Below are 23127 nucleotides of genomic sequence, written 5' to 3'. Positions count from 1 at the left end.
TGCCGAACGGACGGAGCTGCGGCCGATCTGTTGTGTGACCCCATGCACTCATCGGCCTGCGGTGCGGACGCCGCCGCCGGTTCGGCGGCTGAGGCCGTCTCGTGGCGCGAGCACCTGATTGAGCGGGTGACATGTGAACACGTGACCACTGGCTCCGGGAAGAAATCCCTCACCTCCGGTGCACACAATGGAATGGGGGACGAAGGGACGGAGGTGCCGTTCATGGTCACCCTGGAGCATGTTTCTCAGGCCGCGACCGACTACGCGGCGCAGATGGAACGCGCGGGGATGCGCTTCGAGAAGCGGACCCCGCAGCGGGAGGAGAACCGCCGCACCGTCGCGAGCCGGGGCGTGCTGTACGCCGACGATCCCGAGCGGGTCGAGAAGCGGCTGGCGCGCCTGAACGCGGACTGGTCGCTGGCCAGGTCGATCGAGCGGAAGCGTACGGAGCCCGCCGCGACGACGGGCAGCACGCTACCGCTGGCCCCGGACGAGTTCGACGCCGACGTCCTCGGCCTGGAACGTCTGATGGGGCGCAACAACCTCACCGGAGTGGCCTTCCTGGAGGGAGGGCACCTGGCGGCCCGGTCGGTCGGGCGGGTGACGGTGACCGGCCCCGGGGGCGGCAGGCACTACGGCACCGGCTTCATGGTGTCGCCTTCGCTGCTGATGACCAACAACCATGTGCTGCGCAGCCAGGAGGAGGCGGGGCGGGCCCTCGTCGAGTTCAACTTCCAGGCGGCTCTCGACGGGCGTCCACTCGCTCCGGTGCCCTTCGCGCTCGAACCGCAGAGGTTCTTCGCGACCGACGTCGATCTGGACTTCAGCGTCGTCGCCGTGGCCGAGGGCGGCGCCCAGCCGGCGCGGCTGGCCGACTTCCACTGGCTGCCACTGGACGGTTCGCAGGGCAAGGTCATCATCGGGGAATTCGTCAACATCATCCAGCATCCTGACGGCGAACCCAAGCAACTGGCGCTGCGCGAGAACCAGGTCGTGGACCTGCTGGACCGGTTCCTCCACTACTACACCGACACCGCGCGGGGCTCCTCGGGGTCCCCGGTCTGCAACGACCAATGGGAGGTCGTCGCGCTGCACCACTCGGCCGTACCGCAGACCGACGAAGAGGGCCACCCCCTGACCCTCGACGGCGCACTGTGGCAGCCGTGGATGGGAGAGCACAAGCTGGCGTGGAAAGCCAACGAGGGGGTGCGGATCAGCCGCGTCCTGCAGGCGCTGAGCCGACTGACCCTGGCGGGAACCGCCGCCCGGCTGCGTGACGAGCTGTTCCAGCCGAGTGGCGGCACGCCCCTGCCCGGCGACGGCACGCCGGTGGCGGCCGTCGGGGAGCCGACGGGACCTGGTCCCGTTCTGTCCCCGGGCCCCGACGGGCTGGTCCCGAAACCTGACGGGCCGGTCCCAGGACCCGACGGGCCGCTGCCGAGGCTCACAGCGCAGTCGGTGTCCGGCGCCGCCGTGGACGTCACTGTGCCGCTGCGCATAACCGTCGGAGTCGGCCTTCCCGCCCCGGAGCGGCCGGCGGCCCTCGACGGGGCGGCCGGCTCCGTCGCCGCGGAACGGGATCTGAACGCGGCCCTGCTCAACCTCCGGCTCGTGGAGGGCCGCGTCTACTACGACCGCGAGGCCGACCTCGCCGCCCGGGACGCCTACTACGCCGGCATCCACGTGGAGTCGGAGGGCAAGGCCCTTCGGGAGGCGCTGACCGGTCTGCTGAAGGACACCCACGAGCGTCGCCCCTCGTACAGCCCCGCCCGGTTGCTGTACCCGTGGGTGGATCTGCACCCCGACCGCCTGCTGCGCAGCGTCTACTCCGGCAAGACGTTCACGGCGGAGGACCTCATCCGCGCCGACGCCGCCGCGGAGGCGGCCCGGCTCAGCCGCCTGCAGGCGTTCATGGTGCGCGAGAGTTCGGCCGGCCCGGCCCAACTCGCGGCCGAATTCGACGCGCTGGAAGCGTCGCTGCCGTTCAACTGCGAGCACGTCGTCCCGCAGTCCTGGTTCACCAAGCGGGAGCCCATGCGTGGCGACCTGCACCACCTGTTCGCCTGCGAACCGGCGTGCAACAGTTACCGGAGCAACATCCCGTACATGGATTTCCCCGGCTTCGACGAGGCCGTGCGGGACGACTGCGGCATGCGCGAGAGCGGAGGGTTCGAGCCCGGGCACAGCAAGGGTGCCGTCGCCAGGGCCACCCTGTACTTCCTGCTTCGCTACCCCGGACTGATCGGCGACGCGGAGGGGGAGTTCCCCAAGGAGCGTCTCCCCGTTCTCCTGGGCTGGCACGAGGGCGAGCCGGTGAGCGAGTACGAGTCGCACCGCAACGCGGCCGTCGCCGAGATACAGGGGAACCGCAATCCTCTGATAGATCACCCGGAGTGGTGCCGGAAGGTCGACTTCTCCGGTGTCTGGCTCTGAGCCGCCGCGGTCGGGGTTCCCCGTCCGGCGGACCGCTGCCCCGGGACTGAGACCGACAGCGGCCATCCGGGGCCATGGGGTCACGCCGCGTCGAAGCAGGAGGCGCGGTAGTGGATCTCCGTCCGGGCAACGGTGATAGTCGGCACATGAGAGTCACGCGGGTAACGCGAGAAGGCAGGGAGGCGGGCAAGCGCGAAAGAGGACTGTGGGAGCTCAGAGAAGGCCTCTCTTCCCGTATCGGCGAACTCGAGGCGCTTCTCCGCGCGCAGGAGGAGACCTGGGGGGATCAGCTCTCCCCGGAGCGGGAAGCGCTGTCGGCCCGGGCGTCGGATGAGTTGGAGAAGGCGAAGGAAACCCTCCGTCATACCCACCCCCGGCGCCAGCCCGCGGCGCACCTGGCCGTGGCACAGGCTCACTTCGACGTGGCCCACGCCATGATGCTGCGCATGGCGCCGTTGGAAGAAGTCGGCGCCATGATTCCCGGCCTGCTGGCGTATGCCCGCGAACACCTCGCTGTGAGCGACGAACGAAGAGTTCAGGCCGAGCAGATCGCGATCTCGGTCAGGGCGGGTGGCGTACTCGATGACGCGCAGCGCCTCGTTCTCGTCGATGCGATGAGCGTCGCGCGCCAGGCGCATCTGAGGGAAACTCTCCGGGTCCGGAGTTTCACCCGGATCGTGTACGGCCTCTTCGTCGTCCTGACCGTCATCGTGCTCCTTGTCGGTGTGTTCGGTGCCCTCTCCCCGTCGACGGTTCCCCTGTGTTTCCAGCCCGAGGGCGCCGGAGTCGTCTGTGCCACGGGCAGTGAGCCAGCGGCACAGTTCCAGCGACCAGGGCCCGACGTCGACGAGCTCTACACACGTGTCGCGTCCCCCTGGGACTACGTGGTCGTCGAGTTCGTGGGAATCGTGGCCGCGGCCATCGCCGCGGCGGCGTCCCTGCGGCGGATCAGGGGGAGCTCCACGCCGTACAACGTCCCGGTGGCCCTGGCCCTGCTCAAGCTGCCGACGGGCGCGCTGACCGCTGTCCTCGGGCTCCTCCTGATGCGCGGGGAGTTCGTCCCAGGGCTTCAGTCACTGAATTCGTCCGCCCAGATCATCGCCTGGGCCGTGATCTTCGGCTACGCACAGCAACTCTTCACGAGATTCGTCGACAACCAGGCCCAGACGGTGCTGAACTCCGTCGGAGGACCCAACTCCACCCCGGGCAAACAGACCCGGGACCCGCAGATCCCTCCCGTCTGAGAGCGTTTCGTGCGCGCGCGGAAATCATGGTGTCGGCGCTCGAATTCGTTGGCGGAGTGGGCAACCGTTCGCACGCCAGATTCGCATCCGGGGAATCGCCCGGCACTCAAAGGCGGACTACCCTGAGCAGTATGACGACACAACACGAAACACGACAGGATACGTACTACACGGTGCGGTCGGGTGACACCCTCTCCGCGATCGCGAAGCGCTATCACACCACTGTGAAGCAGCTGCAGATCTGGAACCACATCCCCAACGTGGACGTCATCCATCCCGGTCAGCGGCTCCTCGTCGCGAAGCAGGGAGATTTCGTCCCCTTCCCAGGCAAGGACTGGTTCGCGGGTATGCCGAACAGCCCCATCATCCTGATGATGGCGTACCGGCTGATCGACGAAGGGTGCAACTGCTATCCCGACAACGTGGAAGGCGTCAGCCCGCGTTGGGACGAAGACCACCGGAATTCCTACGCCATGTGGCAGCGGCAGCTGGGCTACAGCGGATCGGACGCGAACGGCGTACCGGGACAGAGGTCCTGGGACCGGCTGCATGTGCCTTTCCCGGACTAGCGGGCCGATCAAGGCGACCCCCACGCACGGGCAGGAACCATCTGAACCATCCGACGAGCGACGTACGCCGACCTGAGCGCGGGCCGTCTCCGCCCACGCCTGGTCGGCGCTGTCCGCGTTACCGGAACGAATGCCCGCGCCGGCCTCGTTCCTGCCGGTAGGCGTCGTTCTTTCCGGCCAGGAAAAGATCGGATCGGGCTTTCGAGCAAGGGGCCGCGCCCCTGTAATTCCCGTTCAGTGTGCCGTGGAATTTCTGGGTCTCGTCATCCCCGGTCGATAGGCATGCGATCGACCAGCTCAGGCCGGTTGTCGGCACAGAAGCAGACGTTGCGCATCCGTCGCAGAGTCACACAACGGGGTGTCAGGAAAGTCGACCCCAAGATGTTGCCGCGTGCCGCAGGGGAGAGAAGACTGGAAGTGAAGGACTTTTCCGAGGTGCGGGGTCCGTGCCGTCCACGCCGGGATTTCCCGCGGTCGGACATGGAGAGGCGAGTGACATGACACGCCAGTACTATCAACGCGGCCGTCTCGTCGAGGCCGAGGAGATCGACGGCGTCGTCGCCGTCAAAGTGGAGACGCCAACCCCTGGCGGCGCCGACATCGGTGCGGAGCTCGGCAGCAGTGCCACCGACGAGATGCGCGAGGCAGGCGTCGACGAGGAGACTTCGGACGCCTTCGCCCGCGCCAACTGGGTGCTCGTCAGACCGACTCCGGAGACCCGCGAGGCGTTCACGGCGGGCGAGGAGATCCCGGGGACGGAGGCGACCGGAACGATCGTCCGGCGGCCCAACGGAAGGATCGGCATCGCGACCGACGCACTGACCGTCCGGCTGGATCCGGCGCTCTCGGAGGAGGAGGCGGAGCGGGAGCTGGAGACGGCCCGGCTCACGGTCCTCAACAAGCTCGGCTTCGCGAAGAACCTGTACGAGGTGCGCGCCCCGGCGGGGCGGGACTCCCTCGTAGCCTCCGTGGAGCTGCACGACAACACCCGTTTCGTCTTCGCCGAGCCGTCCTTCGTCGAGCACGTTCCCACCCGGTTCCGGCCCACCGGCATCCGCTACTCCGAGCAGTGGCAGTGGAGGAACGCCGGTACCGGCGGTGGTGTCGCGGATGCCGACGTCCATGTCGAGACGGCCTGGGACCGCACCTTCGGGGCCGGGGTCCGGGTCGCCGTCCTCGACAACGGCTTCGACGCGAGCCATCCGGACCTGGTCGCCGGTCTGGATCCGCTGGCGGGCTTCTTCACCGAAGGCCCGCAAGGCACCGACTTCACCCAGAGCGTCTCGGACATGCCCGACAGCGACCACGGGACCTTCTGCGCCGGCATGGTCGGGGCCCGGCACGACAACGGGGCGGGTGGTACGGGCGCGGCGCCCGAGTGCGTCCTGATGCTGCTGGCGTGCCTGGGGGACCAGGTCGGTACGCAGACGACGCTGGCCCGCGCCGTGGGTTACGCGGCTGACCCCTCGACGGAGGTCGCCGGGGCCGACTCCGAGGGCGGGGCGGACATCCTGGTCAGCAGCCTGGGCCCGAACGGGGCGGACTGGGACCTGACCAGCACGCTCGACCTCGCTCTCGAGTTCGCCGCCACGAAGGGCCGTCAGGGCAGGGGGCTGCCGATTTTCTGGGCGGCGAGCAACGGGAGGAACGTCGACATCCTCAAGGACGAAGTCGTCTCCCACGCGGATGTGATCGCCGTGGTGCGGTCGACCAATCAGGACCGGGAGGACAACGCGGCACGCGGTCCTGAGGTCGAGCTGATCGCGCCCGGCGTCAACGTCCTCAGCACGACGTCCGGTGGCGGCTACGGAGTCAGCACCGGCACCAGCTTCGCCGCTCCCTGTGCGGCAGGGTGCGCGGCCCTGGCGCTGGCGGTGAACCGCGACCTCACCCGCGACCAGCTGCGTGAGCTGATGCACCGGTCGGCCGACAAGATCGGCGGGCCGGGAGTCCGGTACGACGCGGCCGGTCACAACGACGACTACGGCTTCGGCCGTGTGAATGCCGCCAAGGCGGTCGACCTGGCCGACGGGATGACGCCATGAGCGAGGAACCCGAGGTCCCCACCGTCTTCCGCTGCCACGTCGTCGCCGAGAACGCCGACGCGCTCAGAAGATTCGTCCATGAGACCCGTCCCGATCTCGGCTGCCGGCCGGTACTGCGCGGCGGCCCGACGGGCGTGGGAGCGGATCTCTACTTCCGTCAGGATCAGCTCGACGGGGCCCGATCGGCCAGGTCGGCGCAGCTGGTGGACATCACAGCAGTCGAGAACGTCACGGAGAACTGGCGCGCCCGGAAGGAAGAGGTCGGTGACGGCGACCGATTCGCGGCCCGGGACGCCGTACCGCACGGTCTCGGCCGGAAGGAGTGACCGTGTATCTCAATGTGGCTGAGATCGAATCAGCGATCAGCAGTCTGCACGACGTGTATCCCGAGGCCACGGAGATCATCACTCCACCCCACACCACCCACGAGGGCCGGACCGCTCGTCTGCTGCGGGTCGGGCCGCGCCGGGGCGACGGTGAAGTACCCGCAATCCTGCTGCTGGGCGGGGTGCACGCCAGGGAGTGGGTACCGCCCGACGCGCTGATCTCGCTGGCCGCGGACCTGCTGGAGGCACACGGCTCGGGCACCGGGCTCGGCTACGGCTCGTCGTCGATCACGGCGGCCCAGGTCGGGAAGCTGATGGAGAGCCTGGTTCTGTTCTTCTTCCCTTGCGTCAACCCCGACGGCCGGGCGTTCAGCCAGGCCGCTTCCCCGATGTGGCGGAAGAACCGCAGGCCGGCGCCTGCCGGGTCCAGCGGCCCGTCGTGTGTGGGCGTCGACCTGAACCGGAACTTCGACTTCCTCTGGAACCACACCGCGAAGTTCGCCCCGGACGCGGACGTCCACACGTCGGACCGCGCGTGCGATCCGCAGGTCTACCGCGGTCCGGCCGCCGCATCGGAGCCGGAGACCCGGAACGTGGTCTGGGCGCTCGACAACTGTCCGGAAATCCGGTGGCTGGTCGATGTCCACAGCGCGGTTCCGGTGATCCTGCACAACTGGGGCTCCGACCGGAATCAGACCGGCGCCCCGGGAGACAACTTCCGCAACCCCGGTCTCGACGCGGTGCGAGGGCGGCCGGGAGACGACATCGGTGAGTTCATCCCCGAAGAGGACCTGCGGACCGCGGTCGGACTGGCGGAGCGCATGAGCGACGCGGTGCGCGCGGTACGCGGCGCCGACTACGGGGTCGAGCCGGCGTACGGGCTGTACCCCACGTCGGGGACGAGCGACGACTACGCGTACAGCCGCCATTTCACCGATCCGGCCGCCACCAAGGTGTTCGGCTACACGATCGAGTGCGGCGACACCTTCCAGCCGCCGTTCGGCGAGGCCGAACAGGTCATCCGGGAGGTCTCGGCGGCGCTGCTGGCACTCGCGGTCCACGCTCCTGAGGCATCGAGCGTTTCACGCGTGTGACGGGCGACGCACGGGGAAGGCCCGACCTGTTCTCACAGGTCGGGCCTTGATCATTCAGGGTGAGTAACGGGACGCGAACCTGTTCTGTTACCTACACTTGACCTGCGACGATTCATGAAACCCGGACAAACAGGCCTCGTCCGATACCGCTGAGCGCCACTGGATACCAGTGAATGCCGCTCGATTCCCTGATCTGTTCCCAATACAGCGATCTCCTGTTGATCGCTCGGGCGCTCGAGATGCCGCAGTCTGAACCTGTCCGGGAGTAGGCCGGCTACCACCTCACAGGCTCGATGACCGCGTGCGGATCACGGAGCCACACCCGCTGCCCCCTGTCCGTCACGGTCAGACCGAACTGGTCAGGGCCGGGCCGACTGAGCGCTCTGTACTCGAGCCACACCTGCTCGATGTCCTCCCACAGGAAACCTGGCCCGTACTGCCACACGTCTTCCCCCGTGGCTGCCGTCGCGGCAGCCCCGTCTTCTCGGGTCGCCCATACCTGAGCGCCGTCGTTAGTGTCTGCGTGGGTCAGGCGCACTCCAGGCAGCCGGGCCCCGGCGTACAGCGCAAAGCCCAACGTGAGGAGCTCCGCGGGATCCACGCTTGCAGCACGGGCCCGCCCCACCGTCCCATCGACCTCGTGGTGGCCGGCCGTGCGGTGCGACCGCATCGGCATGTACGAGGCGCCGCCGCAGAACGTGCCGACCGCGGTTCCGTCGTCCTGGACGTACAGCTGGACCAGGGCGCCAGACCAGAAATCGCGGTCGAGCGGGGCGACGAGGATCCCGCCTGGACGGACCTGGCGGACCAGGGCGTGCGGAACGTGGCGAAGTGCGCAGGTAGAGACCAGCCGGTCGAACGGCCTGGCACCAGGCCACGGCTGCTCGCCGTCGCCGCAGCGCAGGTGCGGCCGGTAGCCGGCCCCGCGGAGGAACTCCGCAGCCTGCGCCGCCACGGCGGCATCCAACTCGATGCTGTAGACCTGCTCGTCGCCGAGCCGCTCAGACAGCACCGCGGCCACGTACCCGGTGCCGGTGCCGATCTCCAATACTCGGTGCTCGTCCTCCACATCGAGCAGCCCGAGCATCCGGGCAACCATGGACGGCTGAGAGTTGGACGACGTCGCGATGCCGGGCCCGCCCTCGGCCCCGTCGTGGAGCTGGGTGACGACTGGCTCGTCGCTGTTGACCAGTGCCAGCCATTCATCGGTGCCAACTACCAGCTGGCACCTGTCGTGCAGCTGCCGCCACACGTCCGCCGGAATGAACTGGCTGCGCGGTACGACCTCAAACGCCTGCCGCCACCGGGAGTCCAGCAGCCCGCGGTCGGCGAGGTCCTGCACCAGGGCGCCGTACGGCGGCGCCTGCTGCGTGGTGCTCACGTCAGGACCCGGTGTGCTTGGGCCCGCTGCCGTCCGGGGATGGCGGGCTGGGCGGCGGGGTCCACGGTTTGTCAGAGGGAGTCCCGCCGTGTTTGCCGTCATCGACTCGTGCAGTAGTCATCGTGCATCTCCTTCGAGAGAGGTCGAAATCACCGGTGGGGAACAGGCTGGGTGGGAGGCTCGACCGGGGCGGGGTCAGTGGGTGTGGCAGCGGCACGTGCAGCGGTGAACCTCGAGGGGGCGTTCCCATGCGGGCGCGCCCTCCCGTCGAAGCTGGCCCGGCCTGGGGCACCTGCTGTGCTCGCGATCCGGCACGCTGGGGCGAGCGCCACATCACCTGCGGTGGTCACGGCCGTTGGACAGTGCGCGGGGCGCAGCGGGGGCACTTGCAGGCCGGCAGCAGAGACGACGGCGCGGCCTGCAGCAGGGGTACGACCTCGGCCTCCTCGCGTAGCACGCGAATACCCCCGTCGCGATTTACCTCGCAGACCTTCATCGTCATCGTCACGACGACGCCCCTTCCGCTACGCTGAGTCGCCTGGTCATCACTGCACGTACGACGGTAGGGAGCAGAGACCGCCACTTGAACTGACTGCGGGTACGGGTGCCCTGGCGGTCAAAGCGGCAAGGGGGATGCCATGGACGTCACATCGCACACCACCCTGACCAGCGGTCAGGGAACGCCTCGTAGGAGCCGCAGCGGCATAGTGTCCGGGTACGTCTTCCGATTGATCCGCGAGCAGTTGGGCCACACTCAGGAGACTCTTGCTGAGCGGTTCCGGGTCTCGCCCGACACTGTCGCCGGATGGGAGTCAGGACGGCGATCCCTGACATCTGTGCCCGTCGGACAGATGCTCGTTCACCGCCATCAGCTCCTGCAGCTCGGCAGCGCACCGGCTCTGCTCCTGGCGCTCGAGCGCTCCATGGAGGCAGACGTACTACTGGCCACCGCCCTTGACGAGGGCACCCCTGCCGAAGACAGTCCCGTCGGCGCGTGGGTCTTGCAGCGCGACCTGGTCGAGGTTCTCTCCTGGCCGCTCAACGGCGTGACGCCCGCCCCTCTACGGACGCTGCCTGACCCGCCACGCCCGCGCCGCGGCCCCGTACCGCGCGGGCCAGAGCTCCCCGCCGGCGACCGTCGACGCTTCTTCTCCCGCATGCGCCAGACCGCCGAGCAGGCACGCGGCGAGGAGCGCTTCCTTCTGCGCCGTCAGGCCCTCTACCTGGCCGGGTACGACGACGCGGCCGACACTCCCGCTTGGCTGGCCCAACAGCAGAAGACCGAGCGCCCGGACGGCTGGCTGACAGGCTGGCTCAACTCCCGCTCCGTCGCGGCCGTCGCCGCCCGGCAGGGCGACCGAGACCGGATGGGGCACTTCATCCGGACGACGCTCGCCAACGACGACGCGGGCGAGGTGGCGAACCTCAACTACTGGGCGTACTGGATCGGCGAGGCGCCACACCTCCAGCTGTCCGACGACTTCATCGCCGACGCGAGCCCAGGCCCGTGGCCCGGCGACAAGCTGATGCGCCACCTCGTGCGAGGCATGACTCCGGACCACGGCTTCTTCGACCTCAACGTCCACACCCTGTGGGCGCTGCTCGCCGCCCGCCCGAACCTGCTCCGCCCCGGAACCGCGATCGGTAACGAGCTACGCGCCGCCCTCCCTGTGATGTTGGATGACCGGGAGCTGTCGACGCAGGCGCGCCGGGAGCTGGAGGGCATCCGGTACGCAATCCGCCTTGCTGAGGCGTGAGAGGAGACGGGCGTGGCTGACGACCTGGCCGCAGTAGGGCGCTTCCTGTATGAGGCGGGCACGCTCAAGAACACGCGCCGAACGGGCTGGTGGATGGCTGGGGTCAGCGACCCGGAGAGCGTCGCCGAGCACTCATGGCGCGCATCGCTGATCGCCTCGATCATCGCGAAGCTGGAAGGCGCCGACCCGGCGCAGGCTGCGTTTCTCGCCGTGTGGCACGACACCCAGGAGACCCGTACCGGGGACGTGAACCACTTGGGGAAGAAGTACGCGCCGCCCGGTGACCCGCAGGAGGTCACCGCCGATCAGACGGCGGGCATGCCCGAGGTGCTGGCCTCAACGGTCCGTGATCTGATCGCGGAGTACGAGGCCAAGGAATCACCAGAGGCGGTCTGCGCTCGGGACGCGGACAAGCTGGAGTGCATGCTGCAGGGCATCGAGTACAGAGCGCAGGGTTACGAGAACGCGCAACGCTGGATTGACAACAGCAGAGGCCGCCTCGTCACGGAAACCGGCAAGCGCCTCGCCAGCGAACTTCTCGAGCAAGGGCCCCTCGACTGGCTACGTGCCGCCCTCGGCGAGACCAAGTCCTAACCCTCGGAATGCGCGAATGCGCCCTTGCCTGCCCCGGTGAAGGGGCGGGCAGGGGCGTTCTACGTCATGGGCGGCGTCGCTCCGGGACGAGCGCGGCGGGGGATGAGCTGGGTGCGGCAGGGTCGGGAGACGTGGGTGGTGGGGCGTCGGTCCGCCGGCACATCAACCCGTCCGGGTCTCCGGGTGCCGGCTGCGCCTGTGTCAGGGGGTGGTGAGCGCTGTGTGCCCGCACGTCCCCGGAGTATGCGGCTGTCACGCGATGGTGACCATGTGGGTAAAAGCGTTGACGGGTGCCGAGCAGACGTACGCGCCTCCCGGACTGGGTTCGTGCCGCGTGCCGGGAGGTTCGGTCACAGGATCGCTGCACGCCGACAGGAGCTCGGCTTGTCGCAGGACACGGCCTCGCCGACCGCATCGGGATGGAGCGGCGCAGTATCAGCGATATGAGGCCAGTGCCCGAGACCCGCGCGCCCCACCGCATGCCCGTGCCGACCAGCCAGTCGGCCAGTGCCCGGGCTCCCGGGTCGGTGATCTCGGCGGCGAATGCGCTGGTACTCCTCCCGCTCGAGGAACGTCATCTCCTCGGTGGTGTGGTCGTCGGTCCTCGGCGACGACGTCCGCTTGCAGCAGTTCGTGGTGCGCGGCTGCGGCGTGCTGTCGATGGCGGCCTGGACGATGCAGTACAGCAACCCGCGCCGGTTCGCGATGGACTTGGGATCCGCCGGCCGCCGCAGCCACTTGGACTCGACTGTGGGGTCCGGCTCTCCGGCCTCCTCGGCGCGCACCCAGTCCGTGATGTCGTCCTCGGTGAGGTTGCCGATCGTGGCCGGGACGGAGCGGCCCTGCAGGGTGGTGTGGCGCAGCAGGGTGAAGTGGATCCGGAGGTCTCGCGAGTAGTCCTCGCGGGTGCGCTCCTCGATGCCGGTCAGCCGGTCGATGTAGCGCGCGGCCCAGGCGAACGGCATGTCTCCGGGAGTGCTCGGCTCCTCCACGAACCCCTCGCCGCGGACCCAGCCGGGTGGCCACCGGCCGCGTGGGCCAAAACCAGCTTCTGGAGCTGTTCGGCCGAGGGCCGCTCGCCAAACTTCTCGCTCTGCCACTCGCCGGCCTCGCGCCACTTCACCTGATAGGTGGCCGTGCCGTCCTTCTTCGGTCGCTCCACGATGCCCGCCATGCGGGGAGATTACGGCCGAATCGGCACCCTGTGTTCCCGTCGTGTTCCCAAAGATTCGCGGACGACAAAGGCCCGACCTGTTCTCACAGGTCGGGCCTTTGTCATTCAGGGTGAGTAACGGGACTTGAACCCGCGACATCCTGGACCACAACCAGGTGCTCTGCCAGCTGAGCTATACCCACCATGTCGTCCGGTCTTTTTCTGACCGGCCGAGAAAAAGTGTACAGGGTCCGAGCGGGTGCTCGCGCACGAGTTCTTCTGGGAGGGTGCACGGGCCCCGGAGGGCCCGTGACCAGGGGCTGTGTGCCTACTGTCCGGTGGCCTGAGCGTGGCGCGCCGCGATCTCCCTGGCGCGGGCCGAGTCCGGGCCGGGCTGTGGCACGAAGACCGCGTCCCGATAGAAACGCAGCTCCGTGATGGAGTCGCGGATGTCGGCCAGTGCCCGGTGGTTGCCGTTCTTGTCCGGACTGTTGAAGTACGCCCTCGGGTACCAGCGGCGCGCCAGCTCCTTGACCGAGGACACATCGACGATCCGGTAGTGGAGGTAGCCCTCCAGTGACGGCATGTCGCGCGCCAGGAAGCCCCGGTCGGTGCCGACCGAGTTTCCGCACAGCGGGGCCTTGCCCGGCTCCTTCACGTGCTCGCGGATGTACGCCAGGACCCGCTCCTCGGCGTCGGCCAGGGTCGTGCCGCCGGCCAGCTCGTCGAGGAGGCCCGAGGCGGTGTGCATCTGCCGCACCACCTCGGGCATGGTGTCCAGGGCCGCGTCCGGCGGGCGGATCACGATGTCCACCCCTTCGCCGAGCACGTTCAGTTCCGAGTCGGTGACCAGTGCGGCCACCTCGACGAGCGCGTCGTCCGTCAGTGAGAGCCCGGTCATCTCGCAGTCGATCCACACCATACGGTCGTTCATGGGCCCCACCCTACGGGGCGGTGCGCTGCCCCGGCAGGGCCGGGCGCCCCGGAACATACGCCTCGGGGCCCGGTCCCAGGCGCTCCGCGGGGCCGCCGGGAGCGGCTGCCGCGGTGGCCGGGGACAGGCTGGGGGAGGACGACGCCGCGGCCCGCCGGCTCGACGCCGCCGTGCCCTGGGCGGGTACGGACGTTTCCAGCGCCGTGCTGACGTTCTCAAGCGCCCCGCCCTGCGGACGGCGGGCCCGGTAGGCGGCCCGGTACGCGGCGGGGGAGGACCCCAGCTGGCGGCGGAAGTGCCCGCGCAGCGCGACCGGTGAGCGGAAGCCGCAGCGGCCCGCCACCTCGTCCACCGAATAGTCGGAGGTCTCGAGCAGCCGCTGCGCCTGCAGCACGCGCTGGGTGATGAGCCACTGGAGCGGTGCGCTGCCCGTGAGCGAACGGAACCTGCGGTCGAAGGTCCGCCTGCTCATGTAGGCACGCGCGGCCAGCGTCTCCACGTCGAACTGCTCGTGGAGATGCTCCAGCGCCCAGGCCACGACCTCGGCGAGCGGGTCGGAGCCGATCTCCTCAGGTAAAGACCTGTCGAGATAGCGCTCCTGGCCGCCACTGCGCCGCGGCGGTACGACGAGCCGGCGGGCCAGCGCGCCTGCCGCTTCCGTGCCGTGATCGGTACGGACTATGTGGAGGCACAGATCGATTCCGGCCGCCGTTCCGGCCGAGGTGAGCACATCGCCGTCGTCGACGAACAGCTCACGCGGATCGACGTGCACCGACGGATAGCGCTTGGCCAGCGTCGGTGCGTACATCCAGTGCGTGGTGGCCGGTCGGCCGTCCAGCAGGCCGGCCGCGGCGAGGACGAAGGCCCCCGTGCAGAGCCCGACGATGCGGGCACCCTCCTCATGGGCGCGGCGCAGCGCGTCCAGGGCCTCTGCGGGCGGCGGGGAGGTGATGGACCGCCAGGCGGGCACCACGACGGTGCCGGCCCTGCTGATCGCCTCCAGGCCGTACGGCGTACTGAGTTCGAGCCCGCCCGTGGTGCGCAGCGGTCCGTCCTCGCCCCCGCAGACCAGCAGGCGGTAGCGCGGAACGCCCGCGTCCTGCCGGTCGATTCCGAAGACTGAGAGCGGAATGGAGCTCTCGAATATAGGGCCGCCACTGAACAGCAGTACGGCTACGACTTCCCGGCGTCGCCGCCCGGTCAGTTTCCGTGCGGCCTCCGTTGCGATGGCGGAGTCCTGGCTCATGACGCTAAGCCCCCCTCGGTGTTCGCGTCTTCCTGGTCCCTACGGGCCTGTCGCTCCTGCACGTTTCCCCTCGGTCTCGCACGCGTCCCCAGCCTTCGACACTCATGATCGAATCTACTGCGTCCCGTGGTGCCGGCGTGACACGTTCCCCCACCGGCACTATGTCGACAAGGCAACTTGGCGCGAAGCGTTCGATCACGAAGCGTTGCACTCGCGAGCCCCGCAGGGAAGTGCGCATCGCGATCATGGCCCGTCCCCATAGGGTCAAAGCGTACCGCCCGGTCTATTCCTGCCTGGTGGCACGCGGGTTGGGCGGCTGTGACACCAAGGGGAGAGGGTTGCGGCGAAGTTGGCTGAAAAGCGATGGTTGCATGCATGTATTCCAGTCATGCGACCGGCGCACGCCCCTTGATCCCAGGAGCTTTCACGCGCCTCTGAGGCCCCTTGGGGTCGTCCGGGCTCCGGAGATGAACGATGCGCGGTTGCGCGATAGCGGAATGTGACGGTCCGGACCGGAGGGGCGATTGGCGCATTCGGCCGTCTCGCCCGGGGCGCCGTGAGGGCCGGCCGCGGGCGTGACCGGAACCCGTCAGAGCCTCCACGAGCCGGATGTAGGACGCAACCGGCATTGCCATACGGGGCCGACTCCGGCATGCTCCCTCCATTGCCGCCTGCGCTGTGCGAGGGCTGGGCAGTGGAGGAGTGGCGCCGTACCCTTGGGGGTATTGGGTCAGGAAGATGTTTCCCGGACACAGCTTCACCGCTCGCAGGTATACCTCCCAAACCGCTCCCTCCTCACGAGGACTCTCTTCGCCGAGACACCGATGGCCGGTCACGAAATCCCCGAACCCGCAGACCGCAAGCAGGTAACCGACCCCGGGTCGGTGCCGCAGCCGGTCGCAGAGCCGCGCCCTTCCTGCGATCCCGCTTTCCGGCATGGAGTCGTGGTCGGCTTCGACGGTTCCCTGTCCAGCGAGCGAGCCCTCGCGTACGCGATCGGCATGGCGAGCCGGCTCAGCTCCGGACTGATCATCGTCCACGTGGCGAACCGGCTGCCGACCACGGTCTGGGCCGGCTGTGAGCCGCCCGTCTTCGTCGATGTGCCCGACCACCGCACCGAGGTCCTCGGCCTGGAGCTGGCCTGCGCGGACTACCTCGCCGAGGTGCCCTGGGTGCTCGTGGAGCGCGGTGGCGACATCTGCCACGAGCTCGAGGAGGTAGGCCGGGAGTATTCGGCCGACGCCATCGTCGTCGGTTCGACGCACGGCATCGTGGGCCGGATCTTCGGATCCGTGGCCGGCCGTCTCGCACGTCGCGCCCAGCGCCCGGTCATCGTCATCCCCTGAACGCCGAAAAGCTCCTGACGTGGCGTCAGGAGCCTTCTGGGTGCCTTCGGAGAGGCAGGCGGGGGAGGGGGCGCCCGCTACTCGACGGTGACCGACTTCGCCAGGTTGCGCGGCTTGTCGATGTCACGGCCCATGGCAAGCGCCGTGTGGTACGCGAACAGCTGCAGCGGGATGCCCATCAGGATCGGGTCCAGCTCGTTCTCGTTCTTCGGGACGAGGATCGTGTGGTCGGCCTTCTCCTGCTCGCGGTGGGCCACGGCGAGGATGCGCCCGCTGCGGGCCTTGATCTCCTCCAGCGCGGCGCGGTTCTTCTCCAGCAGGTCGTCGTCCGGGACGATCGCGACGGTGGGAAGCGCCGGCTCGATGAGCGCGAGGGGGCCGTGCTTGAGCTCCGAGGCGGGGTAGGCCTCGGCGTGGATGTACGAGATCTCCTTGAGCTTCAGGGAGGCCTCCAGCGCGACGGGGTAGCCCCGGACGCGGCCGATGAACATCATCGACTGCGCGCCCGCGTACTCCTCGGCCAGCTTCTTGATCTCGTCCTCGGATTCGAGAATCTGGCCGATCTGCTCGGGCAGCCTGCGCAGGCCCTCGATGATCCGCTTGCCGTCGGACACCGACAGGTCGCGGATGCGGCCCAGGTGCAGGGCGAGCAGCGCGAAGGCGACCACGGTGTTGGTGAAGCACTTGGTGGAGACGACGCAGACCTCGGGGCCCGCGTGCACGTACATGCCGCCGTCCGCCTCGCGGGCGATCGCCGAGCCGACGACGTTCACGACGCCCAGGACGCGTGCGCCCTTGCGCTTGAGCTCCTGCACGGCGGCCAGCACGTCGTAGGTCTCACCGGACTGCGAGACGGCGACGTACAGGGTGTCCGGGTCCACGACAGGGTTGCGGTAGCGGAACTCGGACGCGGGCTCCGCGTCGGCGGGGATGCGGGCCAGCTCCTCGATGAGGCCGGCGCCGATCATGCCCGCGTGGTACGAGGTGCCGCAGCCCAGGATCTTGATCCGGCGGACGCCGCGGGCCTCTCGGGCATCCAGGTTCAGGCCGCCCAGGTGCACGGTGGAGAAGCGGTCGTCGATGCGGCCGCGCAGCACGCGGTCCACGGCGTCGGCCTGCTCGGAGATCTCCTTGTGCATGTACGTGTCGTGGCCACCCATGTCGTACGACTCGGCCTCCCACTCCACGGTGGTCGGCGTGGCCGTCGTGGTCGAGCCCTCCGTGGTGTACGTACGGAAGTCGTCGGCCTTGAGGGTGGCCATCTCGCCGTCGTCCAGCGTGACGATCTGGCGGGTGTGCGCCACCAGGGCGGCCACGTCGGACGCGACGAACATCTCCTTCTCGCCGATGCCCAGCACGACCGGAGAACCGTTGCGGGCGACGACGATGCGGTCGTTGAAGTCGGCGTGCAGTACGGCGATGCCGTACGTGCCCTCGACGGACTTCAGTGCTTCGCGGACCTTCTCCTCCAGGGTGACGGCCTGTGAGCGGGAGATCAGGTGGACCAGCACCTCGGTGTCGGTCTCGGAGAGAAAGACGATGCCGTCGGCGACGAGCTTCGCACGGAGCTCGGAGGCGTTGTCGATGATGCCGTTGTGGACGACGGCGACCCTGTTCTCCGCGTCCAGGTGCGGGTGCGCGTTCTCGTCGCTCGGGGCGCCGTGGGTGGCCCAGCGGGTGTGGGCGATGCCGGTGGTGCCGGCGAACCGCTTCGGCACGCGGGCCTCCAGCTCGCGGACCCGGCCCTTGGCCTTGACCATCTTCAGGGTGCCGGGCTTCCCCGCCGCGGCCTTGCCCGTGATGACGATGCCCGCGGAGTCGTATCCCCGGTACTCCAGCCGCTGCAGGCCTTCCAGCAGCAGCGGAGCCACGTCACGCTTCCCGATGTAACCGACGATCCCGCACATAGATCTCTGACCCTCCATCGACGTACACAAGTGTGGTGCCCGGCCGTCCCGCTCAGCCGTAGACGATGCGGCGCAGCTGGCGGAGCGAGAGCTCCTGCGGCGCCACCGCGCGGTGCGGCAGCTCGGCCGCGATGCGCGCGAAGATCTCCGGGTTCGCCAGGCCGCCGGACTGCAGTTCGCGGTGGCGGCGCCGGACGAAGTCCTCGGTCGTCTCGTCGAAGTACGCCAGCACGTCGAGGATCACCCTGGCGGCCTCGCCGCGCTGGAGCGCGGTGGAGCGTACGAGGTGGTCGATGAGGTCGTCATGCGTCTGGCGGCGTTCGAGCACTCGTCGATATTGCGCGGATCGGTGTCGTTACGCAAGATTCCTGCCCGAAATCGGGCAGAGACCTCATCCAGTGATGCCCGTATGTGAGAAATAGTCCGTATGTTCTCATTCGCATGCGGGGCTTCGCGTGGCCCTCGTCGTGTGTAACCGACCGTGCGGTTTGGTTGAAACGAATACGGCTTAGTTCGGCCACGGCGGTGAACGCGCCTGCGGTCGAACGCGCGCTCGGCGGGGCCGATTCTCGACGGCCTCGGCGAGGGCCGAGGACCGGCGCGCACGTGGCGCAGGAGTGGACGGGTTCCGTCGTGCGCGGGATGGCCCGGCCGGCCTTGACGGCGGGCAGGCCTGCCCGGGTCGGGGCGCCGAGAGGGCGAAGGAAGCGGCCCATCCGTTGACGGCGCACGGGGAGAGCGGAGAGCCGCCTTCCCGTACGCGGGGGAAGGCGGCTGTCGCGGACATCCGCCCTCAGCCGGTGACCGGCTGAGGGCGCGCACCATGCCTGTGGCGGGGCACCTTGGCGATCGCACCGGAATCATCGATCCGGGACCGGCCGGTATACGCCTGCGGCAGCTGTACCGCTCGCGGAGTCCGTCCGTCAGGCGTCCATGCCCAGCTCCCGGGCGATCAGCATCCGCTGTACCTCGCTCGTGCCCTCGCCGATCTCCAGGATCTTGGAGTCGCGCCACATCCGGGCCACCGGGTACTCGTTCATGAAGCCGTAGCCTCCGTGGATCTGGGTCGCCTCGCGGGCGTTGTCCACCGCCACCGTCGACGAGTACAGCTTCGCGATCGCCGCCTCCTTCTTGAACGGCTCACCCGCCAGTAGCCGCGAGGCCGCGTCCCGCCAGCCGATACGGGCCATGTGCGCCCGCGTCTCCATGTCCGCGATCTTGAACTGGATGGCCTGGTTGGCACCGATCGGCTTCCCGAAGGCGTGCCGCTCCTTCGCGTACTTCAGGGACTCGTCCACACAGCCCTGCGCCAGGCCCGTCGACAGCGCCGAGATGGCGATCCGGCCCTCGTCCAGGATCCGCAGGAACTGCGCGTAGCCACGGCCCTCCTCGCCCAGCAGATTCGCCGCCGGGACGCGGACGTCGGAGAAGGAGAGCTCACGGGTGTCCGAGGCGTTCCATCCGACCTTGGAGTACGGAGCGGCCACCGTGAAACCGGGTGTGCCGGACGGGACGATGATCGCGGAAATGCGCGGGGCGCCGTTGTCCTTGCGGCCGGTGACCGCCGTCACCGTCACCAGCTCCGTGATGTCCGTACCGGAGTTGGTGATGAAGCACTTGGAGCCGTTGATCACCCACTCGCCGGCGGCCTCGTCCAGCACGGCCGTCGTCCGCGTCCCGCCGGCGTCCGAGCCGCCGTCCGGCTCCGTCAGCCCGAACGCGCCGAGCGCCTCGCCCGAGCAGAGCTTCGGCAGCCAGCGCTGCTTCTGCTCCTCGGTCCCGAAGCGGTAGACCGGCATGGCGCCGAGTGAGACACCGGCCTCCAGGGTGATCGCCACGGAGGAGTCGACCCGGGCCAGCTCCTCCAGGGCGATCCCGAGGGCGAGATAGTCGCCGCCCATGCCGCCGTACTCCTCCGGGAAGGGCAGGCCGAACAGGCCCATCCGTCCCATCTCCCGCACGATCTCGTACGGGAACTCGTGGCGTTCGTAGAAGTCGCCGATCTTCGGGGCGATCACCTCGTGAGCGAACTCCTCGACGGTGCGGCGCAGTTCCTCATGCTCGGCGGTCAGCCGGTGGTCAAGGGACATGGGTGCTTCACTCCTTGTGGGACAGCGCGCGGACGGTACGGGAGGGGCTCGGACGGCCCAGCTGTTCGGCCATCCACACGCTCGTGGCGGTGAGTGCGCCGAGATCGACCCCGGTGTCGACACCGAGGCCGTCGAGCATCCACACGAGATCCTCGGTGGCGAGATTTCCGGTCGCGCTCTTCGCGTACGGGCAGCCGCCGAGGCCTCCCGCCGAGGCGTCCACCGTCGTCACACCGTGCTGGAGCGCGGCCAGGGTGTTGGAGAGCGCCTGACCGTACGTGTCGTGGAAGTGCACCCCGATCGCGCCGGTGGCGACCCCGGCCTCGTTCAGCGCGGCCAGCAGCGCCGTCACGTGGCCCGGGGTGGCCACGCCGATCGTGTCGCCGAGGGAGAGTTCGTCGCAGCCGAGGCCCATGAGCGCCTTCGCGACCCCGACGACCTGCGGGACGGGCACGGCGCCCTCCCACGGGTCACCGAAGCACATCGACAGATAGCCGCGCACGTGGACCCCGCCGCCCTTGGCCCGGGCCACGACCGGCTCGAACATGGCGAGCGACTCGGCCACCGTGCGGTTGAGGTTGCGGGCGGCGAACGTCTCGGTGGCCGAGCCGAACACGGCGATCCCGCGGGCGCCGAGCGCGAGTGCCCGGTCCAGGCCGCGCTCGTTCGGCACGAGGACGGGCAGTGCCACGTCCCCGACATCCGCGATGTCCCCGAGCATCGGGAACAGCTGCTCGGCGTCGGCCAGTTGAGGAACCCACCTCGGGGGCACGAAGCTTGTCGCCTCGATCGTGGAGAGCCCGGCCTCCGCGAGCCGGCGCACGAACTCCGCCTTCACCTCGGTCGGAACGACGGTCTTCTCGTTCTGCAGTCCGTCGCGGGCGCCGACCTCATGGATACGGACCCGGGCGGGCAGCCCCCGCGCGGGCACCGTCATGGGCAGACCGGTATCGGTCACGACTCCTCCCTCGGGGCCACCACGGCCAGAATCTGGTCCATGGCGACCGTGGCACCGGCGGTGACGTCCAGCTCGGTGACGAATCCGGCGTGCGGGGCGGAGATGACGTGCTCCATCTTCATCGCCTCGACGACCAGCAGGCTCTGCCCGGCCACGACCTCGTCGCCGACCGCCACCTTCACCACCGTGACGGTCCCGGGCATCGGCGCGGCGAGCGTGTCCGCACCCGAACGTGAGGCGCTGCTGAGCGAGGCCTCCACCGGGTCGTGGTTCTGGACGTGCCAGGCGTCGCCGTCCCGGCCGAACCAGACCCCGTCCGGGGACGACGCCCTGCTGAACGTGTGGGTAAGCCCGTCGAGTTCGACGACGACGCGCCGCCCGGACGCTTCGACGAGCCGGGACCGCTCCGCTCCCGGCAGGGACGGCACCGGGCCGCACGCGTCCGCGGGTTCCTCGCGGTCCCCGGCGTGGCCGAACGTCAGCGCGGCCGTGCCCGCCACCCCCGGACGCAGCCCCACACGCACCGGGTCGTGGCCCGGGACACGGAAGTGGTGGAAGGTCTCGGCGGGGGTCCCGCCCAGCCGCCAGCCGCTGGGCACCGAGAACGGGTCGACCCAGCCGGCGGCGCGTTCGGGGGGCGACTGCCGCAGCAGTGCCGCCGCCGCGTACACCTCGACCGGCACCCCGTCCGGCACCAGGCCGTCCGCCTCGCGCTCCACCAGACCGGTGTCCAGGGCGCCCGCGGCCACCGCCGGATGGGCCAGCAGTCGGCGCAGGAAGCCCGCATTGGTCAAAACGCCCAGGACCACCGTGTCCGCGAGCGCCGCGCGGAGCCGGCGCAGCGCCGTGGGCCGGTCGGGGCCGTACGCGATGACCTTCGAGAGCATCGGGTCGTACGTACTGCCGACCGCCACGCCCTCGCTGAGCCCCGAATCCGTTCGTACCCCGTCGCCCTGCGGCTCGTGCAGCGCCAGCACCGTGCCGCCGGACGGCAGGAAGCCGCGGGCCGGGTCCTCCGCGCACACCCGGGCCTCGACGGCGTGCCCGGTGAGCGTGATGTCCGCCTGTGCACGGAGCAGTTGCTCACCCGATGCGATCCGGAGCTGCCACTCCACCAGGTCGAGGCCGGTGACCAGCTCCGTGACCGGGTGCTCGACCTGGAGGCGGGTGTTCATCTCCATGAAGTAGTACGAGGAGGGGTCGCCGCCCGGGACGATGAATTCGACCGTCCCCGCGCCGGCATACCCGCAGGACCGGGCGGCCTGCACGGCCGCCTCACCCATCGCCGCACGAATCCGCCCGTCGAGCAGGACCGAGGGCGCCTCTTCGATGATCTTCTGGTGGCGGCGCTGGAGCGAGCACTCGCGCTCGCCGAGGTGCACGACATTGCCGTGGCCGTCGGCCAGGACCTGGATCTCGATGTGGCGCGGGCGGTCGATCCACCGCTCCACGAGGAGGGTCTCGTCGCCGAACGAGGCGCGCGCCTCGCGCCGGGCCGCCGCGATCTCGTCTGCCAGCAGCGCCTCCTCGCGCACCAGCCGCATGCCCTTGCCGCCACCGCCCGCCGACGGCTTCAACAGGACGGGCATTCCGATCTCCCGGGCGGCCGCGCCCAGCTGGGCGTCGGTGAGCCCGCTCCCGGAGGAACCGGGCACTACCGGAACCCCGGCCGCGGCGACGGTCTCCTTGGCGCGGATCTTGTCGCCCATCAGGGAGATCGCCGAAGCGGGCGGGCCGATGAAGACCAGCCCCGCCTCCGCGCACGCCTGGGCGAAGCCCGCGTTCTCGGCGAGGAAGCCGTATCCGGGGTGGACCGCCTCGGCGCCCGTGCGGCGGGCGGCCTCCAGCAGCCGCTCCACCGACAGATAGCTCTCGGCGGCGGGCGCGGGCCCGATCCGTACCGCCGTATCGGCCTCCCGTACGTGCCGGGCGTCCGCGTCGGCGTCGCTGAAGACGGCGACCGACCGTACGCCGAGCTCGCGCAGGGTGCGGATGACCCGGACCGCGATCTCGCCACGGTTGGCGACCAGAACAGTGCTGAACATGGAAG

Annotated in this window: 18 protein-coding genes and 1 tRNA gene; 9 read left to right on the top strand and 10 right to left on the bottom strand. The window is 69.5% G+C overall.

The genetic code is table 11. The features are described from left to right. Window positions 1-222 precede the first annotated feature (222 nt). From ACWD04_RS04470 to ACWD04_RS04445, 6 genes are all read left to right on the top strand, one after another. Entirely contained in the window at window positions 223-2433 is a 2211-nt protein-coding gene (locus ACWD04_RS04470; protein WP_451128000.1) for an endonuclease, read from the top strand. 146 nt (window positions 2434-2579) lie between these two features. After that, window positions 2580-3677, top strand: a complete 1098-nt coding sequence (locus ACWD04_RS04465; protein ID WP_451127998.1) for a hypothetical protein — start codon at window positions 2580-2582, stop codon at window positions 3675-3677. A 131-nt stretch (window positions 3678-3808) separates the two neighbouring features. Beyond that, window positions 3809-4246 (top strand): peptidoglycan-binding protein, encoded by a 438-nt coding sequence (locus ACWD04_RS04460; protein WP_451127996.1) that lies wholly within the window; start codon window positions 3809-3811, stop codon window positions 4244-4246. Between the two features lie 497 nt (window positions 4247-4743). Further along, window positions 4744-6291, top strand: coding sequence for a S8 family serine peptidase (locus tag ACWD04_RS04455; protein ID WP_451127994.1), 1548 nt, complete (start codon window positions 4744-4746; stop codon window positions 6289-6291). Then, complete coding sequence (locus ACWD04_RS04450) at window positions 6288-6617, top strand: hypothetical protein (RefSeq protein ID WP_451127992.1); 330 nt, start codon at window positions 6288-6290, stop codon at window positions 6615-6617. Before ACWD04_RS04455 ends, ACWD04_RS04450 begins: the two co-directional genes overlap by 4 nt. A 2-nt stretch (window positions 6618-6619) precedes the next feature. After that, the gene (locus tag ACWD04_RS04445; protein ID WP_451127990.1) at window positions 6620-7711 is read left to right on the top strand and encodes a M14 family metallopeptidase; all 1092 of its coding nucleotides are present in this window, start codon (window positions 6620-6622) and stop codon (window positions 7709-7711) included. 274 nt (window positions 7712-7985) lie between these two features. Here ACWD04_RS04445 and ACWD04_RS04440 read toward each other — a convergent pair whose 3' ends face one another. After that, window positions 7986-9092, bottom strand: a complete 1107-nt coding sequence (locus ACWD04_RS04440) for a methyltransferase domain-containing protein (protein ID WP_451127988.1) — start codon at window positions 9090-9092, stop codon at window positions 7986-7988. A 638-nt stretch (window positions 9093-9730) separates the two neighbouring features. Here ACWD04_RS04440 and ACWD04_RS04435 point away from each other — a divergent pair. Continuing rightward, window positions 9731-10849, top strand: a complete 1119-nt coding sequence (locus tag ACWD04_RS04435) for a helix-turn-helix domain-containing protein (protein WP_451127986.1) — start codon at window positions 9731-9733, stop codon at window positions 10847-10849. A gap of 12 nt (window positions 10850-10861) precedes the next feature. Then, complete coding sequence (locus ACWD04_RS04430; protein ID WP_451127984.1) at window positions 10862-11443, top strand: HD domain-containing protein; 582 nt, start codon at window positions 10862-10864, stop codon at window positions 11441-11443. 350 nt (window positions 11444-11793) lie between these two features. On the opposite strand, the gene ACWD04_RS04425 is transcribed toward ACWD04_RS04430, so the two are convergent. The 4 genes from ACWD04_RS04425 to ACWD04_RS04410 form a co-directional block, all read right to left on the bottom strand. Beyond that, entirely contained in the window at window positions 11794-12435 is a 642-nt protein-coding gene (locus ACWD04_RS04425) for a hypothetical protein (RefSeq protein ID WP_451127982.1), read from the bottom strand. Window positions 12436-12726: 291 nt separating this feature from the next. Continuing rightward, window positions 12727-12799, bottom strand: a tRNA-His gene (locus tag ACWD04_RS04420). A gap of 125 nt (window positions 12800-12924) precedes the next feature. Next, window positions 12925-13530, bottom strand: coding sequence for an oligoribonuclease (gene orn / locus ACWD04_RS04415; protein ID WP_451127980.1), 606 nt, complete (start codon window positions 13528-13530; stop codon window positions 12925-12927). Window positions 13531-13540: 10 nt separating this feature from the next. Continuing rightward, window positions 13541-14776 carry a helix-turn-helix domain-containing protein gene (locus ACWD04_RS04410; protein WP_451127978.1) on the bottom strand — a complete coding sequence of 412 codons (1236 nt, stop codon included), beginning with the start codon at window positions 14774-14776 and terminating at the stop codon, window positions 13541-13543. Window positions 14777-15600: 824 nt separating this feature from the next. On the opposite strand from ACWD04_RS04410, the gene ACWD04_RS04405 reads away from it, so the two are divergent. After that, window positions 15601-16122 carry a universal stress protein gene (locus ACWD04_RS04405; RefSeq protein WP_451127976.1) on the top strand — a complete coding sequence of 174 codons (522 nt, stop codon included), beginning with the start codon at window positions 15601-15603 and terminating at the stop codon, window positions 16120-16122. A gap of 77 nt (window positions 16123-16199) precedes the next feature. On the opposite strand, the gene glmS is transcribed toward ACWD04_RS04405, so the two are convergent. From glmS to ACWD04_RS04380, 5 genes are all read right to left on the bottom strand, one after another. After that, window positions 16200-18029 (bottom strand): glutamine--fructose-6-phosphate transaminase (isomerizing), encoded by a 1830-nt coding sequence (gene glmS, locus ACWD04_RS04400; protein WP_451127974.1) that lies wholly within the window; start codon window positions 18027-18029, stop codon window positions 16200-16202. Between the two features lie 52 nt (window positions 18030-18081). After that, window positions 18082-18357 carry a hypothetical protein gene (locus tag ACWD04_RS04395; protein WP_451127972.1) on the bottom strand — a complete coding sequence of 92 codons (276 nt, stop codon included), beginning with the start codon at window positions 18355-18357 and terminating at the stop codon, window positions 18082-18084. Between the two features lie 595 nt (window positions 18358-18952). Further along, on the bottom strand, window positions 18953-20119 hold the full coding sequence (locus ACWD04_RS04390) for an acyl-CoA dehydrogenase family protein (protein ID WP_451127970.1): 1167 nt from the start codon (window positions 20117-20119) through the stop codon (window positions 18953-18955). 7 nt (window positions 20120-20126) lie between these two features. After that, a complete protein-coding gene (locus ACWD04_RS04385; protein WP_451127968.1) occupies window positions 20127-21077 on the bottom strand; it encodes a hydroxymethylglutaryl-CoA lyase in 951 nt (316 codons plus the stop codon). After that, window positions 21074-23122, bottom strand: a complete 2049-nt coding sequence (locus tag ACWD04_RS04380) for an ATP-binding protein (RefSeq protein WP_451127966.1) — start codon at window positions 23120-23122, stop codon at window positions 21074-21076. Before ACWD04_RS04380 ends, ACWD04_RS04385 begins: the two co-directional genes overlap by 4 nt. Window positions 23123-23127 lie beyond the last annotated feature (5 nt).

The organism is Streptomyces sp. NPDC002911, from assembly GCF_053591835.1.
The sequence above is the reverse complement of the archived record's forward strand: the minus strand, read 5'-3'. Positions and strand labels throughout refer to the sequence as shown.

Excerpts from the sequence above, each read along its gene's own strand:
- ACWD04_RS04450 (WP_451127992.1), top strand. The coding sequence starts at position 6,288 with ATGAGCGAGGAACCCGAGGTCCCCACCGTCTTCCGCTGCCACGTCGTC.
- ACWD04_RS04460 (WP_451127996.1), top strand. The coding sequence starts at position 3,809 with ATGACGACACAACACGAAACACGACAGGATACGTACTACACGGTGCGG.
- ACWD04_RS04465 (WP_451127998.1), top strand. The coding sequence starts at position 2,580 with ATGAGAGTCACGCGGGTAACGCGAGAAGGCAGGGAGGCGGGCAAGCGC.
- ACWD04_RS04435 (WP_451127986.1), top strand. The coding sequence starts at position 9,731 with ATGGACGTCACATCGCACACCACCCTGACCAGCGGTCAGGGAACGCCT.
- ACWD04_RS04455 (WP_451127994.1), top strand. The coding sequence starts at position 4,744 with ATGACACGCCAGTACTATCAACGCGGCCGTCTCGTCGAGGCCGAGGAG.
- glmS (WP_451127974.1), bottom strand. The coding sequence starts at position 18,029 with ATGTGCGGGATCGTCGGTTACATCGGGAAGCGTGACGTGGCTCCGCTG.
- ACWD04_RS04405 (WP_451127976.1), top strand. The coding sequence starts at position 15,601 with ATGGCCGGTCACGAAATCCCCGAACCCGCAGACCGCAAGCAGGTAACC.
- orn (WP_451127980.1), bottom strand. The coding sequence starts at position 13,530 with ATGAACGACCGTATGGTGTGGATCGACTGCGAGATGACCGGGCTCTCA.
- ACWD04_RS04390 (WP_451127970.1), bottom strand. The coding sequence starts at position 20,119 with ATGTCCCTTGACCACCGGCTGACCGCCGAGCATGAGGAACTGCGCCGC.
- ACWD04_RS04470 (WP_451128000.1), top strand. The coding sequence starts at position 223 with ATGGTCACCCTGGAGCATGTTTCTCAGGCCGCGACCGACTACGCGGCG.
- ACWD04_RS04410 (WP_451127978.1), bottom strand. The coding sequence starts at position 14,776 with ATGAGCCAGGACTCCGCCATCGCAACGGAGGCCGCACGGAAACTGACC.
- ACWD04_RS04380 (WP_451127966.1), bottom strand. The coding sequence starts at position 23,122 with ATGTTCAGCACTGTTCTGGTCGCCAACCGTGGCGAGATCGCGGTCCGG.